Below are 15,992 nucleotides of genomic sequence, written 5' to 3'. Positions count from 1 at the left end.
ATGGATAGATAGAGAGAAAAGACATGGCCCAGTACACCGCAGAAATCCTCTGGCAACGTGGCGAACAGGATTTCCTCGGCAACCGCTATAGCAGGAAGCACCTGTTGCGATTCGACGGTGGCGTGGAAGTACCCGGATCCTCGTCGCCCCATGTCGTGCCGCTGCCCATGTCGGACGCCACCGCCGTCGACCCCGAAGAGGCCTTCGTTGCCTCGCTCTCCAGCTGCCACATGCTGTGGTTCCTCTCCACCGCCGCCAAGCACAAGTTCTGCGTGGACCGCTACTTGGATGCCGCGGTCGGCACCATGGCGAAGAACGCGGAAGGCCGCATGGCCATCACGGTGGTCACGCTCAGGCCGCAGGTCACCTTCTCCGGCGAGCGCCAGCCGACAAGGGAGGAACTCGCGCACCTGCACCACACGGCGCACGAGGCCTGCTTCATTGCCAACTCGGTGAAGTCCGAGGTGCGCTGCGAGCCGGTGTACGTGGGCGCGCAGGCGTAGTCAGCTGGCCCAGCTGTCGCAGGTCTGACGCACCGTTTCGCGCAGGCTGCGCGTGGTGCTTTCGATCTGGCGCACGTGCTGCGCGTCGCCGTTGCGGCTTTGCGCCAGCGCGCGGATATTGGCCAGCGCGTCGAGCGAGCCCAGCGCTTCGGCATGCGGCACCAGCGCGTCGCAGATCGAGATGATGTGGTCGGCGATGGGCCTCCTGGTCAGCTCGTTGGGATGCACGTACTCGCCTTCCAGCCCGAAGCGGCAAGCCTGGAAGCGGTTGAAGGTGTAGACCAGATAGTCGTCTTCCTGCGGCATGAAGGGGCGCGACAGCAACAGGTAGCGCGCGAGCGCCTGGATGTAGGCGGCGATATCGCAGGCCCGCCCGACGGTCAGCGGCGTGTCCATCACGCGTGTTGAAATACGTGGTGAAGGCGTCCCAGGTGAGCAGGTACGGCGCGCGCCCGCTCATGGGGAAGGCGGCGACGGAATTCAGCCGTGCCGAGGCGAATCCGGTGTCCACGCCTTGCACGTAGGGCGACGAGGCGGCCAGTGCGATGAAATGCGGCACGTAGCGGCCGATGGCGTGCAGCAGGAACAGCGACTCATCCGCGCTCGGGCAGCCGATGTGCACGTGCTGGCCGAACACCGTGAACTGCTTGGCCAGGTAGCCATAGAGCTCGGAGATGTACTGGTAGCGCGGCGAATCCGAGATGGTGCGGTCGGCCCACTGCTGGAAGGGGTGCGTGCCGCCGCCGCAGATGCCGAGATTGAGCGAGTGCGAGGCCTCGACCATCAGGTCACGCATCGTGCCGAGCTCATCCAGCGCCTGTGCATAACTTTTGCAGATGCCGGTGCTGATCTCGATCATCGAAGGGCTGATCTCGGGCTTGATGTCGCCGGCGTGTTGCGCACCTTTCAGTGCACGCAGCAGATCCGGCGCGAATGGCGCCAGGTCATAGTCATGCCGGTTGACGAGTTGCAGCTCCAGTTCCACGCCAAACGTCAGCGCTTCGGAGTGCTTGAACGGTTCCAGTGACATCAGCGCCCTCCTCCATTGCTTCTGACCTCGCCCGCATAGCGAAGTGCCCAGGCCGCCAGCGTGGGCCCCAGCAACTGCTCGATCGCCAGCGCGCACAGGATGATGGCCGCCAGTGGCTCGCCGGTGGTCGGATACAGCAGCGCGACATCGCTCATCAGCAAGTACGCGAGGCCCGACATGGGTGCCAGTGCAAGCCCAAGCGCCACGCATTGCTTCATGCTCAGGCCGGAGAACGAACCCAGCGAGGCCACGCCCACCAGCTTGGCGAAGTGGCGCAGCAGCACCAGCACACAGGCCGCGCCACCACCAATGGCCCAGTCATGCGCGGTCAGCGGCAGGCCAAGTGACACCACCATCACGATGATCAACAGGCTGCCCGCGCTGCCGAAGTGCGCCGGCCACACGCGCGGCTGGCTGTCCTGGTGCTTGAACACCACACCGGCCAGCATCAGCGTGAGCGGCATCGACAGCTTGAGCACGCGCGTGAGCGCCAGGGTGAACAGCACCAGCCCCACCAGCACCAGGAAACTGTAGTGATCGTCCGTTTCCATGCGCGCATAGATCGCGTGGCCAAGCTTGCCGACGACCCAGGCCAGCAGGCAGGAACCCACCAGCAGGTAGAGCGGATGCAGCAGCGCCGCACCCAGGTTGCCATACTCGGAATGCAGCCAGCCGGTAGCGACCTGGACAATGGCAGCGGCGTAAATACTGTTGAGCGCCGCCATGGCGAGCAGCCGCTCGGTCACCTGCCCTTCCGCGCGCAGCTCGTTCTTCAGCTGCAGCACGATGGTGGGCGAGGTGCTGACCGCCATCCCACCGGCCAGGATGGCGACCGCCGGGCTCACGCCGATCCATTGCAGCACCGCCGCCACCAGGCCCCAGGTCAGCAGGCTTTCAAAGGCGCTGGTGAAGAGCAGCCAGCGGTTGGCCCGCAGCCAGGTGAGCGAGAGCCGGTGCCCGAGCTCGAACAGGGCGAGCGCCAGCGCCATGTCGATCAGGATGCGGGTCTGCGCGATCATGTCCTCGTCCACGATGCCGCGGCCGAGCATGCCGGCCGCGAGGCCCGTGGCGGCATAGCCGACGATGCGGGGCAGCCTCAGGTACGTGCGGCATATCTCACCCGCCAGGCCGGCGCCCACCAGCGCCAGCCCGACCCAGAAAAGCCCGCCGGGTGCCAGGGGCAGGCTTGGAAACAATTGGCTCAGTCCATTCATGGACTATATGGTAGCGGAGCCACATGACATTCCATGTCGGAGTTTGTCCGACAGAGGCGCGGAAGCTGCTGCCAACGTGATGCATTCACACGTAAAAAAACGCCATCTTGCCGGGATGGCGTTTTTTATCGTGACGGAGCCGCGGATGCGGCTGGCTGCGCAGGCTACACGCCCCAGAACTTCCATCCGGGCCGGGTCGCGCGCAGCCCGGTTTCCATGCGGGCATAGAGCGAGCGCGACTTGCCCTGCGCGGCACCGCTGGCGCGCGCCTTGTCGAAGTAGCCCAGCGCGGTCTCACGCTGCTCCAGCCCTAGCGCCGCCTCGACCGCGCCGAGGTAAGCCTCGCCGTCCCAGCCGTCGCGCGCGGCAAAGGCGGCCTCGAAGTCCGTCAGCGCTTCGGCGTATTGCTTCTCGCCGTTGCGGATCAGCGCGCGCTGCAGGCGCGGGGAGGCCTGGTCCACGGGATCGTCGGCGGTCAGCGCGATGGCTTGCTCGAACAGCGGCAACGCGCGCTCCGGTGCGCCCAGGTCGCGCCAGATCATGCCGAACTGGTTGCACAGCCACGCGTCCTCGATCAGCAGCGCGCGGCGCTGCAGGGCCTCGATCTCGGCCTGCGCGTCGGTGCGGTCATGCTGGTCCATGCTGCCCATGGCGTTGCGCAGGAGCCCCGCGAAGTGCGCGCGGGCGTGGGCCAGCGCGTGGGCGGTCTGGCTGCGTTCCTCCACGGGCAAGGCGTCGGCGCGGGCATCCATATGCGCCAGCGCATCGCGGGCCGCCGACGTCACTTCAGGGCCGCCGATGGCCTTCCAGGTGCTCATCAGCCGGCTGAAGATCCAGCCTACATTAGCGGGATCGCGCTCGAGCGGATACCGATTGAGCACGTCGCCGGCGACTTCCACGGCTTTTCCGTGCTGCCCGGCCGCCTCCAGGCATGCGAGCAGGTCGATCCAGTGCTCAATGAATTCACTGACCGCGATGCCCTTTTCGTGCAGCGCGATGCGCTCCGCGCGGTTGCCGTCGCCTTCCAGCCGGGTAGCCAGGTTGTGGCACAGCAACGAATAGATATGGGGATCGGCGTCGTCGTAGCCGCCCTCGCCGGTGGCGAAGTAGGCCTCGAAGCGCGCCAGGCCCAGGCGATAGGCCTTGATCAGGTGCGGCATCAACGCGGCCTCGGCGGCCGGCACCGCGTCCATGAACTCGGCCAGCGCCACGCCGGCATTGTAGTAGCCGGTCGCATCCGTCGCGCCCTCGACGAAGGCGAAGCGCAGCCAAGGCTCGGCCTCGCCGGACTGGTGGCGCCATTCGAGCTCGCGCACCTGCGCCTTGGGGTCCGGCGCCTTGCGCTGGTAGGTGGCGAAGTCGTCCCACGCACCGTCGAGCTCGCCCGCGCGGTAGCGCAGTGGCGCGCGGATGCGGCGGGCGTGCGGGTGGTCCGGCTGGCTGGAAAGCACGATGGCGGCCTGCTCGGCGGCCAGGGCATCACCCGCGGCTTCATCGAGCTCCAGCAGGTCCGGGTTGTCCAGGCCGATCCGCGCCAGGCACAGGCGCAGCATCGGCTCGGCCTCGCCGCCGGCGGCATTCACGTGGGCCAGCGCCTGGCCCAGGATGTCTGCGGCGCCAAGATCCGGCGCGCGATACAGCAGGTCATACCAATAAGCGCCGGCCGCGGCGAAATTGCCCAGCCGGTAATGCGCCAGCCCGGCATGCAGGCGGGCGCTCCACTCGCCGGAGGACAAGCCGTTGCGCAGCGCGGCCTCTTCCAGCCAGGGCAGCGCCTCCTGGACGCGCTCCATCCCCATCAACAGCATGCCGTAGCGGTGCGCGATCACGCCGCGCGAGGACCAGCGGTGCGCCGGGTGCAGCGGCAGCCCGGGCAGCTTGGCCAGCGCCGCATCGAGTACGGCAAAGGCGGCTTGCGCGTCGCCGCGGTCGAAATGCAGGCGTGCCCGCAGGCAATCGAAATCCACCACTTGAGGCTGCGCCTGCGAAAGCTGGTCGAGAATAACCAGCGCTTCATCGTAGCGCTCTGCGTTGGCTAGCTCGATGGCGTGGTCGTAGCTGACTTCCTGCACGGACACGGACTGCTCCTTCGGGGTGGATGTGCGAGTGCGGGATTATGCGCCATGCGGAAGTTTCATGTCCCAAATTCGGACCGTGCCGATAGAGCGGCCGAGGGCGACGCGTCTACCTTGTACAGATGGGGCTGCTCCTGTTACCCAATCAAATAGGCGGCATATGCCCATCTGTCCTTTTGGGGGATTCTTCAATGCGCATACTCGGATACTCAATAACGCTGCTGCTCGCGATATTGCCTGGCCTGCTAGTCGCCTCGGCGGCCCAGGCCACTCAGCAGTGGGAATCCTGCCTTGTGGACTAGCCTGTTCAAATCTACGACGTCAGAGAATCTCTTCACTATGCTCAACGAGAGAGGCGTTGAGTTGAAGAAGAAATAGAAAATGCGGAAGAATAAACTGATCCAGCTAGCCGTCGGCGGGCTTACCGTCATTGTGGCGATAGTCGGCATACGCGCATTGTCAACGAAAGGCTCGCCCAACGAGTCCGATGCGCGGGCATTGGCAGCCCGGCGATCTGTGATTGACACACCGACCACCACTGCACAGCAAAGCGCTGTCGCAACACTGGCGTCGAATCCTGCGGCTCTTGCCGAGGGAGCCGATCTCGAAAGCCTTCAGCGCTACGGGCAACGCATAATCTCGGACGCAACCCTCACACCCGAGCAAAAATTCGACTTGCTCTGGCGTGACTTTGAATCCACTCATCGTAGTCCGACAACCGCCCAGTATTTGTTGGATACGATGAGATTGCTATCACTTCCGCCCAGCGCTGCGACAGCGGCGCGGATAGAAGCCAGCTTGTGGACCGTCCACGCAGAGCCGGTCAAACGCTCTCTGGTCAACCTGCTGGCATCGCAATACGAGACCGACCTGACCTTGTCTGTCGCGGAGCAATCCCGCCTCGGGGCGAATCCTCAGGTCGCGGCCATGCTCGCAAAGGCAGCGCGCTCGTCAGACACCGAAATTGCACATCAGGCAGTCATGCAGTATGCGCGAATGGGCTTGTTCCCCGATAGCATCCCAATTTTGGATGCGGCGCTATCAGGCGGCGCCATAAGCCGAGCCGAGTACGCGAAGGAAATGGGTTTCCTCCTGCCTTTGATCCAGGAACCCGAGGCACAACGTCAGGCGCTACAGGCCATTTGGCATGCGGGCGTACCCAGTGAGCTCCTTGCGGAGGACCTTGCCGCTATGGTCCTGTTGCCGCATGCGCTTTCATCGCTCCACGCGGAGACACTACGCCCGCTCCAGGATCTCCTCGCGCAAGGCCAACCAGCTTTCGCCAACAACGCCGGCTTGATTGATTTTCTCGACTTAGCCCGCTACAGCGACTGGCTGTCCGCCAGCGCCGCGATCGAAGCGAGGCTCTCAGGCGGCAGCGCGGCCGCTCACATCGCCACGCTTGTCATGCGAGAGAATGCGGATCCACGTGGGCTTATCGCAATTGTCGCTTCACCTTCGGCGGAACAGGTGATCCATATCCTGGCGCAGCGCGGACAGACGGAAGCGGCCCGGCAACGGCTCGCCAAGCTAGCGCTAGGCGCCCCCAATGATGTCACCGTACTCCGCATGATCGAAGAGGCTCAAAACCGCATCGTGCAACGGCAGCCGTAACTTCACGCGAGGCTGGCCGCGCCATGCTATCCGACGGGCTCGGTGAATTCGCAGGCCACGAAAACAAAAAAACGCCATCTCAATGAGATGGCGTCAGATACCGGACGTTGATCGCGCCCTACTGAGCGCAATGGCTTACTTGCCGCCAACCGTCTCCAGCACGGTCCACTTGCCGCCAACCACCTTGTAGACGGTGATGCCGCCGTCCTTCAGGTCGCCGCGCGCGTCGTAGGCCAGTGTCTTGGTGGTCACGCCTTGCATGTTGGTGGCCGCCAGCACCGGCAGGTAGCGCGCCGGATCGGCCGAGCCTGCCTTGATCATGGCGGTCATCAACGCTGTGGCGCCGTCATAGGCGTACGGCGAGTAGGTCTGCACCTTGCCGCCGAAGCGCTTCTCGTACTTCTTCTCGTAGGTGGAGCCACCAGGCATCTGGTCCAGCGGCAGGCCGGCCAATGATACGACCGTGCCCTCGGCGGCAGGACCGGCCAGCTTGAGGAAGTTGTCGGTCTTCGACATTTCGCCCGACACCACCGGCGACTTCATGCCGAGTTCCTTGACCTGCTTGGCCATCGGCGCGGATTGCGTCTCGGCGCCGCCGAAGAAGATCACGTCCGGGTTGCTGCGCTTGATGTTGGTCAGCACGGCCTTGAAGTCCACCGCCTTGTCGTTGGTGAACTCGCGGCGCACGATCTTGCCGCCGGCGGCCTTGGCGGCCTTCTCGAATTCGTCGGCCAGGCCTTGGCCGTAGGCGGTGCGGTCGTCGACGATGGCGATGTTCTTGGCGCCCAGCTTCTTCACCACGAAGGCACCGATCACCGAGCCCTGCTGGGTGTCGGAGGTCATCATGCGGAAGGTGGTCTTGAAGCCCTGGTGGGTGTACTCAGGCGCCGTTGCCATGGCGATCTGGGGGATGCCAGCGCGGTTGTAGACCATCGACGCCGGGATGCTGGTGCCGGAGTTGAAGTGGCCCAGCATGCCCTGGATGCCGTTGTCGACCAGCTTTTGCGCGACTACCGAGCCGGTCTTGGGGTCGGCCGCGTCGTCTTCGGAGAGCAGTACGAACTTGACGTCCTTGCCGCCGATCTTGGGCTTGGTCGCGTTCATTTCCTCGATGGCGAGGACGACGCCGTTCTGCATGTCCTTGCCATATTGCGCCTGGCCGCCGGTCATCGGCGCGGCAAAGCCCAGCTTGATTTCCTGCGCCTGGGCGAAGGCAGCCGAGGTGGCGCACAGGCCAGCGACGGACAGGGCAACGGTGAGGGCCGTCTTGTGGAAAGTCGAGTTCATCTGTTCTCCTTGGTAGCTATTCTCTATAGCCTTTGCTGCGTTTTTGGACGCGTCCGGGTGTGGCGCGAAACGCTCCCCGATTTTCAAATACGCAAGGCCTGCGGGATCACCGCTACCTCGCGTCGCTTCGATCGACGCCCGGCGGTTAGCCGATCGTCATCAAACTGGCATTGCCGCCCGCAGCCGCCGTATTGACGGACAGCGAGCGCTCGATCAACAAACGCTCGATGGCGACATTCGGTTCACCGTGCGCCAGGCCTTGCACCGAAATGATCGGGCCGGGGCGCGTGGCGAGCTGTTCGCACACGGCGCGCAGCTGGTCGGAGTCGCCATGGTGCAGGACCGCGTCGAAGCCGGTGTCGCTGGCCGACCAGTCGGCCACCAGGCGGACGCGCGATTGTACTGCCTTCGGCAGCCGCGCAAACAGCGTCCGGGCCATGGGGCTTTCAACCCACACGGCCTGGCTGCCCGCCGCGATTACCGCCGCCAGCTGCATGGCCAGGTCGGCCTCCTGCTGGGCCAGGCAAAGCACGGCAGCGCGCGGCAGCAGGGTGTAAGTGTTGCGCTCGCCGGTCGGGCCGGGCAGCGTGACCGACAGGCCGGCCGCCGAGGCCGCGGCAAAGCGCTCGCATGCCGCCGCCAGTTCGGGCAGTGCCGCGCTCTCGCGTTGCGCCCATTCCTTGAGCGTGCCCAGTGCCTCGGTCAGCGTGCGGCGCACCGGGCCGGTCTCGTCCGCGCCGCCGAGGGTGTCGGAGGCGCGCACCACGCGGGCCACGGCATCCTGCGGGCAGACCGACAACAGGCGGTGCAGGTACAGCGGGCCGCCCGCCTTGGGGCCGGTGCCGGACAGGCCTTCGCCACCGAAGGGCTGGACGCCCACGACCGCGCCCACGATATTGCGGTTGACGTAGAGGTTGCCCACTTCCGCGCGCTCGACGATGTGCTCGATGGTTTCGTCGATGCGGGTGTGGATGCCCATGGTCAGGCCGTAGCCGGTGCCGTTGATCTGCGCCAGCAGGGTGTCGAGCGCGGCGCGCTGGTAGCGCACCACGTGCAGCACGGGGCCGAAGACTTCGCGCTGCAGCTCTTCGATGCTGTCGAGCTCGATCAGCGTTGGCGACACAAAGGTGCCATTGCGGCAGGCCGCGCTGGCCGCGCCGTTCGGATCGGCCTGGTGGACGCGGCGGCCCTTGGCGCGCATGGCATCGATATGGCGCACGATGTTGTTGCGCGCTTCCTCGTCGATGACCGGACCGACGTCGGTGGACAGGCGGTCCGGGTTGCCCATGGCGAGCTCGTTCATGGCGCCCTTGAGCATTTCCAGCACGCGGTCGGCCACTTCTTCCTGCAGGCACAGCACGCGCAGCGCGGAGCAGCGCTGGCCGGCCGAGTCGAAGGCGGAGTTGACCACGTCGCCAACCACCTGCTCGGCCAGCGCGGAGGAGTCCACGATCATGGCGTTCTGGCCGCCGGTCTCGGCGATCAGCGGCACCGGGCGGCCGGCGGCGTCCAGGCGGCCGGCCACGCTGCGTTGCAGCAGGCGCGCCACTTCGGTGGAGCCGGTGAACATCACACCCTTGACCCGGGTGTCGCCCACCAGCGCGGCGCCCACGGTTTCGCCACGGCCCGGCAGCAGTTGCACCGCGCCGGCCGGCACGCCGGCCTCGCGCAGCAGGCGCACGGCCTGGGCGGCAATCAGCGGGGTCTGCTCGGCGGGCTTGGCCAGCACGGTGTTGCCGGCAGCCAGCGCGGCCGCGACCTGACCGGTGAAGATGGCCAGCGGGAAATTCCATGGGCTGATGCAGACCACCGGCCCGAGCGGGCGATGGGTGTCGCTGGAGAACGTTTCACGCACTTGCGCGGCGTAATAGCGCAGGAAGTCCACGGCCTCGCGCACTTCGGCGATGGCATTGGAGAAGGTCTTGCCAGCCTCGCGCACGATGATGCCCATCAGGGACTGCATCTGCGCTTCCATCAGTTCCGCGGCGCGTTCCAGCGCGGCGGCGCGCACATCGGCCGGGGTCGCCTGCCAGATCGGCGCGGCGTTCACCGCGGCCTGCAGCGCGGCCTCCACCTCGGCCATGCTGGCTTCGGTGACATGGCCGACCACGTCGCGCAGGTCGGACGGGTTGCGCACGGGGGCCGGCTGATTGGCGTCGGCGCTGGCGGCGGCTTCCGTGGCCAGCAGCGGCACGGCGCTGACCGCCTCGCTCGTGCCAGCCAGCAGCGCGGACGACAGCGAGGCCAGGCGATGCTCGTTGGAGAGGTCGATGCCGGCGGAATTGGCGCGCGATTCGCCATACAGGGTGCGCGGCTGCGCAATGCGCGGATGCGGCAGGCCAAGCGTGCCCTCTTCGGCGTGCATCTGCTCGACCACGGCCACCGGATCGGCCACCAGCTCGTCCAGCGAGATGGTGTCGTCCGCGATGCGGTTGACAAAGGACGTGTTGGCGCCGTTTTCCAGCAGGCGGCGCACCAGGTAGGCCAGCAGCGTCTCGTGCGTGCCCACTGGCGCGTAGATCCGGCACGGGCGGTTGAACTTGCCGTCGGCCAACGGGCCGACCACCTGGTCGTACAGCGGCTCGCCCATGCCGTGCAGGCACTGGAACTCGTACTGGCCCGGGTAGTAGTTGTGGCCGGCGATCTGGTAGATGGCCGCCAGCGTATGGGCGTTGTGGGTGGCGAACTGCGGGTAGATCACATCCGGTACCGACAGCAGCTTGCGCGCGCAGGCCACGTAGGACACATCGGTATAGACCTTGCGCGTGTAGACCGGATAGCCCTCCAGCCCGTCCACCTGGGCGCGCTTGATCTCGCTGTCCCAGTACGCGCCCTTGACCAGGCGGATCATCAGGCGGTGGCGGCTGCGGCGGGCCAGGTCGATCAGGTAGTCGATCACGAACGGGCAACGCTTCTGGTAGCCCTGCACCACGAAGCCGATGCCGTTCCAGCCAGCCAGCTCAGGCTCGAAGCACAGGCGCTCGAGCAGGTCGAGCGAGATTTCCAGCCGGTCGGCTTCCTCGGCGTCGATATTGATGCCGATGTCGTATTGGCGGGCCAGCAAGGTCAGCGACTTGAGGCGGCCGTACAGCTCGCTGACAACGCGTTCGTGCTGCGCGCGGCTGTAGCGCGGATGCAACGCGGAGAGTTTGATCGAGATGCCCGGGCCTTCATAGATGCCGCGCCCGCGCGAAGCCTGGCCGATGGCGTTGATGGCCTGCTCGTAGGAGGCCAGGTAACGCTGCGCGTCGGCCTCGGTCATGGCCGCCTCGCCCAGCATGTCGTACGAGTAGCGGAAGCCTTCGGCCTCGTACTTGCGTGCGTTGGCCAGCGCCTCGGAGATGGTTTCGCCGGTGACGAACTGCTCGCCCATCAGGCGCATCGCCATGTCCACGCCCTTGCGGATCAACGGCTCGCCGCCCTTGCCGATGATGCGGGTAAGCGCCTTGGACAGGCCGGCTTCGGTATGGGTGGCCACCAGCTTGCCCGTGAACAGCAGGCCCCAGGTGGCGGCGTTGACGAACACCGACGGGCTCTGGCCCAGATGCGACTGCCAGTTGGCGCCGCTGATCTTGTCGCGGATCAGTGCGTCGCGGGTGGCCTTGTCGGGAATGCGCAGCAGCGCCTCGGCCAGGCACATCAACGCCACGCCCTCCTGGGAGGACAGCGAGAATTCCTGGATCAGCCCCTGCACCAGCCCTTCGCGGCCGGTGCCGACCTTGCGCTCGCGCAGTCGCGTGGCCAGGGTCCGGGCCATGGCGAGAGCGGCTTCGGCCTGCTGATGCGGCAGGCGGGCCTGCTCAAGCAGCACCGGCACGCACTCGGACTCCGGGCGGCGATAGCCGGCGGTGATGGCCGCGCGCAGCACCGATTGCGGATGCACGCTCTGGGCAAACTCCAGGAAAGGCTGCGTCGCGCCGTCGCCAGCCGCGCCGTCAAAACCGTCCGCGCTGTCCGCCGCGCCCTCGCTCGCCGTACCGGCGGCACTCGTCTCATGCGGGATGTTGCCCCGCTCGACTTGCTCCAGATACGTGAAGATTGCCTGCTTGATCAGCCAGTGCGGCGTGCGGTCGATCGACTGCGCGACGCGCTTGAGGCGCTCGCGAGAGGCGTCGTCGAGTTTGACGCCGAGGGTGGTGGTGGCCATGCGCTTGATTCTCCGTAAGACGCGGACGCCGGTTTCCGTTCCTGCGAGGAAACCTGCAGATCGGCGCGATCATACTCCGGGGCAAACCAAAGGTGCAACTAGGTACAACCACCTGGTTTCACTGGAATACGTGGTTGCACCGTACCTGGCGCTGCGTGCCACTCAGATTCGCAATGGATCGATCTCCAGTTGCCAGCGCACGCCCTTGGCATCCGCCAGCGCCGCGCCGAAAGTTTGCACCCACTCGCTGATAAAGCGTTGCAACGCAAGGCGTGACGTGCTTTCCACCAACATCTGTGCGCGCTCCCGGTTAGCCACCCGCACCATCGACATCGGCACCGGGTCGTGGAGTTGCACCTCAGGTGCCAGCCGGCACGCATCGGCCCGGTTCCGCGCGCTCTGGAGGAAGGCCAGCGCGCGCTCCAGTTCGGCATGGTCGGCCGTGACGAGCACCTGGTAGGCAAACGGGGGCAACCCGGCCTGGCGACGCTCGCGCAACTGCGTCGCCGCGAATCCATCATAGTCATGGCGTACCAATGCCTGCAATGCCGATGCATCGGGATAGCGGGTCTGGATCAGCACCTCGCCCGCCAGCCCTGCCCGCCCGGCACGCCCGGCCACCTGCATCAGGGAGGCGAACAAGTGCTCGGCCGCGCGGAAATCATGGCTGAACATGGCGGCGTCCGGATGGACGATGCCGACCAGGGTCACGCGCTGGAAGTCGTGCCCCTTGGCCACCATCTGGGTGCCGACCAGGATGTCGACCTCGCCTGCGTGGACTTCATCGAACATGGCCTGGGCACTGCCCTTGCGGCGCGTGGAGTCGGCATCGATGCGGGCGATGCGCGCTTGCGGGAAGCGCGCGGCGAGGGCCTCCTCGATGCGCTGGGTACCCCTTCCAAGCGGCGCCACATCCACATTGCCGCAATCGGGGCAGTGATGCGGCACAGGGGATTCCAGCCCGCAGTGGTGGCAGCGCAGGCGGCGCTCCGGCCGGTGCAGCACCATATAGGCGGAACAACGCGGGCAGCCGGAGAGCCAGCCGCAGCTGTCGCAGGCGAGCACCGGGGCGTAGCCGCGCCGGTTCAGGAACAGCAGGCTCTGTTCGCCGCGCTGCAGGCGGGCCTCGATTGCGTTGAGCAGCGGCACCGACAAGCCTTCGTAGAGCGCGCGCTGGCGCTGACGCTCCTGGTTGATGTCGATCAGGCGTACCGTGGGCAGCGTGGCGTCGGTCTGGGCCCGCTCGCGCAGCACCAGCTTGCGGTAGGTGCCCTGCTCGGCGCGCCACCAGGACTCCATGGACGGCGTGGCGGAGCCCAGCACCACGGCCGTGCCGAGCTGCTTGGCACGCCAGACGGCCAGGTCGCGCGCGGAGTAGCGCAGGCCTTCCTGCTGCTTGTAGGACGTGTCGTGCTCCTCGTCCACCACGATCAGCGCCAGGTGCGGCAGCGAAGCCAGCACCGCCATCCGCGTGCCCAGCACGATGCGGGCCTCGCCGCGGTGCGCCGCCAGCCATTGCAGGGTGCGCTCCTGGTCGGCCAGGCCGCTGTGCAGCACCGCCAGCGGCAAATGGGGAAAGCGCGAGGCAATGCGGCCCTGCAGCTGCGGGGTGAGGTTGATTTCGGGCACCAGCATCAATACCTGTGCCTGCGCGTCCCGCGCCAGTACTTCGGCCATGGCGTGCAGGTAGACCTCGGTCTTGCCGCTACCGGTGACGCCATGGAGCAGGAAAGGCGCGAATCCCTTGGCCTGCCCGATCGCCTCCACGGCCACGCGCTGCTCTTCGTGCAGCGGCGGCGCGGGGGACGGCGCTGCGGCCGAGGGCGCGCCCAGCAAGGGCTGGTCGGCCCGCTCGGAGCTCACCCAGCCCGCCTCGGCCCACTGCGCCAGGCGCGCCGGCGCCGCGCTGCACAGCACGCGCGCCTCGGCGGCAGAGATCGCCTGCCCTTGGCCGGCTGCCGCCACCAGCGCCTGCGCCAGCGCCAGCACGGTGCGGGCGCGCGGCGGCACCGCCGCCAGCAGGGCCTCGCCCTGCCCCGGCGCTACGCGGTAATGCTCGCTGCGCGCGCGCAGCGCCAGCCGTGCCCAGCCGTCGGCTTCACGCAGCGCCGGTGGCAGCGCGGGCAGCATGACTTCGCCGAGGCAGCGGTGGTAATAGCGAGCGGCAAAGCCCGCCAGCGCGATCCAGTGGGCACCAAGCGGCGGCAGCCAGTCCAGGCGCTGCGCCACGGCGCGAAGTTTGTCGGCGGGTACATCGGAGTGCGCGCAACGCGATACGGCCACGCCGACCAGCGTACGGCGGCCGAACGGCACCGTGACCAGTTCGCCGGGCGCGACTTCCGGCCCGGCAAGGTAATCGAAGACATCGTCAGCCGGCGTATCGAGCGCCACCTGCACGACGGCAAGCGGTGCGCCGTCGGCGGGTTCCGCAGCCAGTCCGGCTTGCTCGGGGAGCGTTGGCAACGTCACGCCGGGCCTCCTGGGCCGATCGTCCAGCGCAGCGATGGGTACGGTCCAGATTGGGGCGAGAAAGCCCAATGCATGTGCAGACCGAGGCTGAGCCGCTTTCCAGACAAATTCAGTGTGCGGTGGATGATAGATGGCTGGTTTTCCCGGCCCCGGGCACCGCCTGTGGATAACTTTGTTGAAAACTCGTCCGGTGTTCCCGCCAAGCCCCGTAAAACAAGGCTCCCACTGGCATTCCAGCCTGTGCATGGCTAGATGCAATCCCTTGTAAATCAAGGACTTGGAGACCCCCCTCAGATGAGTTAAGGACTAACCCGCTCTTGCACTGCGGAAAACCCATTGATGTGCATAAGTCAAGCCTTGACAAGCGCGAACCGGCACCGAAAGGGAGAAATATTGCAAAATAGTTTACTTGACAGCGCTTCGGGCAAGCCTCCCCCGGCACCCGCCCGTCCGGGTGCGGCGCGCGAGGGCGGCTCGCTGCGCCGCACAGGCGGTACCCCCGGGTGGGAGGGAAGACGTGCACCGGCTGTCACCTTGCAGCGGTGCGCAGTTGTCGGCTGTAGCGATGCACCTCATCCACCAGCACCGTCACATTCTCGGGCGGAGTGAACTGGGAGATGCCGTGGCCGAGATTGAAGACGTGTCCGTCGCTGCCGCCAGCGGCGGCGTAGCTGTCGAGCACGCCACGCACCTGCTCGCGAATCGCCGCTTCCGGCGCAAACAGCACATTGGGGTCGATATTGCCCTGCAGGGCCACCTTGCCACCCGTGCGGCGGCGCGCCTGTGTCAGGTTGACCGTCCAGTCCAGGCCGAGCGCATCGGCGCCGATCTCGGTGAGCGCTTCCAGCCACAGGCCACCGCCTTTGGTGAACACGATGGCCGGCACCTGCTCGCCGTTGTGCTCGCGCTTGAGTCCGGCCAACACCTGACGCATATAGGCCAGGGAAAACGCCTGGTACATGCCGTCGGCCAGCGTGCCGCCCCAGGTGTCGAACAGCATCACGGCCTGGGCACCTGCCTCGATCTGCGCATTCAGGTAGGCCGACACGGCCTGCGCGTTGATCTCCAGGATGCGGTGCATCAGGTCGGGGCGGCTGTACATCATGGCCTTGACCGTGCGGAAATCGGACGAGCCGGCGCCTTCGACCATGTAGCAGGCCAGCGTCCAGGGGCTGCCCGAGAAGCCGATCAGTGGCACGCGCTGGCGGCCATCCTGCACCAGTGCCCGGCGGATCTCGCTGACCGCGTCGAACACGTAGGACAGGGAGGCCATGTCGGGCACCGCCAGCTTCTTGACGTCGCCTTCGGTGCGCAACGGGTGGGCAAAGCGCGGACCCTCGCCCTGCGCGAACGACAGCCCGAGGCCCATGGCATCGGGCACGGTCAGGATGTCGGAGAAGAGGATGGCCGCGTCGAGCGGATAGCGCTCGAGGGGCTGCAGGGTAACTTCCGTGGCATAGGCCGGGTTCTTGGCCAGGCCGAGGAAGCTGCCGGCACGAGCGCGCGTAGCGTTGTATTCGGGCAGGTAGCGCCCCGCCTGGCGCATCAGCCACAGCGGGGTGTACTCGGTCGGTTGCCGGCGCAGCGCGCGCAGGAAGGTATCGTTCTGCAATGCGGTCATGGTCATCCTCGTAAGACCGCCATTTTACGGGA

The 15,992-nt window shown here is 66.6% G+C and carries 8 protein-coding genes and 1 pseudogene; 2 read left to right on the top strand and 7 right to left on the bottom strand.

Annotation, left to right across the window (positions count from 1 at the left end; genetic code table 11):
• The first annotated feature begins 23 nt into the window (after window positions 1–23).
• Window positions 24–503: an OsmC family protein gene (locus tag OR16_RS07025; RefSeq protein ID WP_006157264.1), complete on the top strand. Its 480-nt coding sequence runs from the start codon at window positions 24–26 to the stop codon at window positions 501–503.
• Here the strand turns inward: OR16_RS07025 and OR16_RS07020 are convergent.
• The 3 genes and pseudogenes from OR16_RS07020 to OR16_RS07010 all read right to left on the bottom strand — a co-directional run bounded on the left by OR16_RS07020 (window position 504) and on the right by OR16_RS07010 (window position 4,825).
• Window positions 504–1,533 (bottom strand): annotated as a pseudogene (locus tag OR16_RS07020) (glutamate--cysteine ligase 2). It lies immediately after the preceding gene.
• Window positions 1,533–2,747, bottom strand: coding sequence for a cation:proton antiporter (locus OR16_RS07015; RefSeq protein WP_006157263.1), 1,215 nt, complete (start codon window positions 2,745–2,747; stop codon window positions 1,533–1,535). Before OR16_RS07015 ends, OR16_RS07020 begins: the two are co-directional and overlap by 1 nt.
• 164 nt (window positions 2,748–2,911) lie before the next feature.
• Complete coding sequence (locus OR16_RS07010; RefSeq protein WP_006157262.1) at window positions 2,912–4,825, bottom strand: tetratricopeptide repeat protein; 1,914 nt, start codon at window positions 4,823–4,825, stop codon at window positions 2,912–2,914.
• Window positions 4,826–5,203: 378 nt separating this feature from the next.
• On the opposite strand from OR16_RS07010, the gene OR16_RS07005 reads away from it, so the two are divergent.
• Window positions 5,204–6,436, top strand: a complete 1,233-nt coding sequence (locus OR16_RS07005; RefSeq protein ID WP_006157261.1) for a hypothetical protein — start codon at window positions 5,204–5,206, stop codon at window positions 6,434–6,436.
• Window positions 6,437–6,571: 135 nt separating this feature from the next.
• Here the strand turns inward: OR16_RS07005 and OR16_RS07000 are convergent, their stop codons facing one another.
• The 4 genes from OR16_RS07000 to hemE form a co-directional block, all read right to left on the bottom strand.
• Window positions 6,572–7,723, bottom strand: a complete 1,152-nt coding sequence (locus OR16_RS07000; RefSeq protein ID WP_006157260.1) for a branched-chain amino acid ABC transporter substrate-binding protein — start codon at window positions 7,721–7,723, stop codon at window positions 6,572–6,574.
• Window positions 7,724–7,868: 145 nt separating this feature from the next.
• A complete protein-coding gene (gene putA / locus OR16_RS06995) occupies window positions 7,869–11,870 on the bottom strand; it encodes a trifunctional transcriptional regulator/proline dehydrogenase/L-glutamate gamma-semialdehyde dehydrogenase (protein WP_006157259.1) in 4,002 nt (1,333 codons plus the stop codon).
• A gap of 162 nt (window positions 11,871–12,032) precedes the next feature.
• Complete coding sequence (locus OR16_RS06990; RefSeq protein WP_043418839.1) at window positions 12,033–14,306, bottom strand: primosomal protein N'; 2,274 nt, start codon at window positions 14,304–14,306, stop codon at window positions 12,033–12,035.
• A 562-nt stretch (window positions 14,307–14,868) separates the two neighbouring features.
• Complete coding sequence (hemE, locus tag OR16_RS06985) at window positions 14,869–15,966, bottom strand: uroporphyrinogen decarboxylase (protein ID WP_043418803.1); 1,098 nt, start codon at window positions 15,964–15,966, stop codon at window positions 14,869–14,871.
• Window positions 15,967–15,992: the final 26 nt, after the last annotated feature.

The organism is Cupriavidus basilensis OR16 (genome assembly GCF_000243095.1).
In the GTDB taxonomy this organism is placed as follows: Bacteria; Pseudomonadota; Gammaproteobacteria; order Burkholderiales; family Burkholderiaceae; genus Cupriavidus; species Cupriavidus basilensis_D.
The sequence above is the reverse complement of the archived record's forward strand: the minus strand, read 5'-3'. Positions and strand labels throughout refer to the sequence as shown.